The organism is Pseudonocardia pini, from assembly GCF_013870575.1.
Taxonomy (GTDB): Bacteria; Actinomycetota; Actinomycetes; order Mycobacteriales; family Pseudonocardiaceae; genus Pseudonocardia; species Pseudonocardia pini.
This window is the reverse complement of the sequence record NZ_JACBXB010000949.1, coordinates 1-1,842: the sequence shown is the minus strand read 5'-3', so window position 1 is coordinate 1,842 and position 1,842 is coordinate 1. Positions and strand designations below refer to the sequence as shown.

At 74.6% G+C, this 1,842-nt stretch carries 2 protein-coding genes; one reads left to right on the top strand and one right to left on the bottom strand.

Going from position 1 to position 1,842, the window contains the following annotated elements; genetic code table 11:
* On the bottom strand, positions 1-809 hold an 809-nt coding region (locus H5J29_RS31200; RefSeq protein ID WP_181784523.1), incomplete at its 3' end, for a glycosyltransferase.
* Between the two features lie 209 nt (positions 810-1,018).
* Here H5J29_RS31200 and H5J29_RS31195 point away from each other — a divergent pair.
* Positions 1,019-1,842 (top strand): hypothetical protein (locus tag H5J29_RS31195; RefSeq protein WP_181784522.1); only part of this gene is annotated, 824 nt, incomplete at its 3' end.

The window sequence follows — 1,842 nt, the reverse complement described above, 5'->3', positions numbered from 1 at the left end:
CAGCGGAGGACCTCCGGCTCGAGCTCCCCGCCGCCCGCCAGCACCAGCGGCATGCCGACCCCACCGGTCGCGGCCAGGGAGTCCCACGCCCGCATGAGGGTGGCCAGGCCCTTCACCGCCGACATCCGGCCGAGGTAGAGCACGTGCTCGCCCCGGCCCGAGCGCACCGAACCGGGGTCGGGGACGAAGTTGTGCTTGACCCGGAGGCGGTCCGCGGGCATCCCCGCTGCCACGAGGATGTCGCGTTGGGACGCCGAGACACAGAGGAAGCGGTCCACGTGCGACCACCACACGCGGCGCGTCACGCCCCGGGCGACCGCGACGGGCACCGAGGCCACCCGGGAGCCGCGGTAGCACCCGTGTCGGACGGCGGGCAGCGGCAGCCGCCCGACGCACTCCACACAGTCCGCACCGTCTCGGTACAGCGTCCCGGTCGGGCAGACCTGCTGGTAGTTGTGCAGGGTCGCGACCACGGGCACCCCCTCGTCCACGCAGGCGGCGAGCACCGAGGCCGACAGCAGCGGGAAGGTGTTGTGCAGGTGCACGACGTCGGGCCGCACCGCCCGCAGCCGCGCCCGCAGGTCGTGCCTGCTGCCCGGGTTCCACGGGACGCGCACCGGGACCAGGGCGCGGTCGACGAGCGGCATGGCCGCGATGTCGTCGCTGCGCCGTTCGAACCGGACGACCTCGTGGCCCGCCTCGGCCAGCACGGTGCACTCGCGGTCGACGACCCGGTCCTCACCGCTCGGCTGTGCCGAGCGATACCGGTTGTGCGCCACCAGGATCCGGAGTCGATCCTCGCTGCCCACGGAAACCTCCGCCCGCGGGCACCTCGGCGTGCCCGGCTCCGACCGGGCTCGACGGACGCCCCTCCGGCGTTACGGAGTGACGGCGGTAACACCCCGTCGTCCGAGGACGAGTGTTCAGGCGTCGAGAGAGGGGTGCACCGTTGCACGTCGAGGCGATGGACCAGTTCCGGTTCGAGCCGACCGTCCTCCGGGCCACACGCAGGCACCGCGTGGCGGTTCTGCTGGTCGTCGGCCTCAGCACGGCGATCGGAGTGGCGCTCCCGCTGCTGGAGCAGCCTGCGTACACGGCCTCGGCGGGCATCACGGTGCCGCTGCCCGCGGCCGCGACCGAGCAGACCACCGGCCCGTTCCTGGACGACCAGGTCCTCCTCATGAGGTCCTCCGTCGTCGCCGACCGGGCCGCGACGATCACCGCGGACGAGATCGGCCCTGGCGGACCCGCGGTGGGGGACTTCCTGGGCGACGACCCGGCCTTCGTGGTGACGCCGCCGGAGTCGAGCTCGTCGGGCTCCTACGGGGCGAGCACGGTCCTCGTCAGCTTCACCTGGCCCGACGCGCGGGTGGCCCAGGCAGGCGTGAACGCGGCGGTCCAGGCCTTCACCGAGATCCGGGCCGACACGATCCGGTCGCGCGGGGACGCCACGGCCGCCGCCCTGCAGCGCGCGGCCGACGAGGCCCCCAACCCGCAGCAGCGCGACACGCTGCTGTCGCAGCGCAGCCAGGTCCTGGCGGACCAGCAGATCGACCTGATCAACGTCCCGACCGTGGCGGGCGGCGTGCTGCCGGACGAGCCCACGAACCGCGACTGGGCCGTGGGCGCGGCCGTGGGCCTGCTGCTCGGGCTGATCATCGGCCCGGCCCTCGCCTACACGTGGGCGAGCCTGCGCGGCGGCTTCGACGAGGCGAGCGAGCCCGCCGGCTACTACGGCGTGCCCCTGCTCGGCCGGATCGACCTGCGTTCCGCGCGGCGTCGCCGGTGGGCTCCGCCGTGGCGACCCCGAGGGACCGGCCCACGGCCTCCGCCGGGCCGGAC